The 255-nt window shown below is 35.3% G+C and carries 1 protein-coding gene; it reads right to left on the bottom strand.

Annotation, left to right across the window (positions count from 1 at the left end):
* The coding region (locus ACN6NE_RS31250; RefSeq protein ID WP_474329450.1) for a helix-turn-helix domain-containing protein at positions 1-239 on the bottom strand (239 nt) is incomplete at its 3' end.
* Positions 240-255: the final 16 nt, after the last annotated feature.

Genomic DNA, 255 nt, shown 5'->3' on the forward strand with positions numbered 1-255 from the left:
TTCTCGCTCTTTGATTCCCTTGATGCTTGAACTAAGGCGTTTAACTTTTTTAAATACGCAATTTCCATTCGTAGGTATTCATTTTCCTTTAGTAACTCTTCATTTGTCTTGTCTGTATCAAGATTTTCAGTAGGCTTTTTCTTCATTTTTGGACGACTCCTCTTTTTAGGAAACAGGCCATCCTTACCTTGTTTTTCAAAGGTTCTTTTCCATTTCGCCACCGTTGAGTAAGAAGGAATATTGAATACATATGAT

The organism is Priestia sp. 53B2, assembly GCF_056099005.1.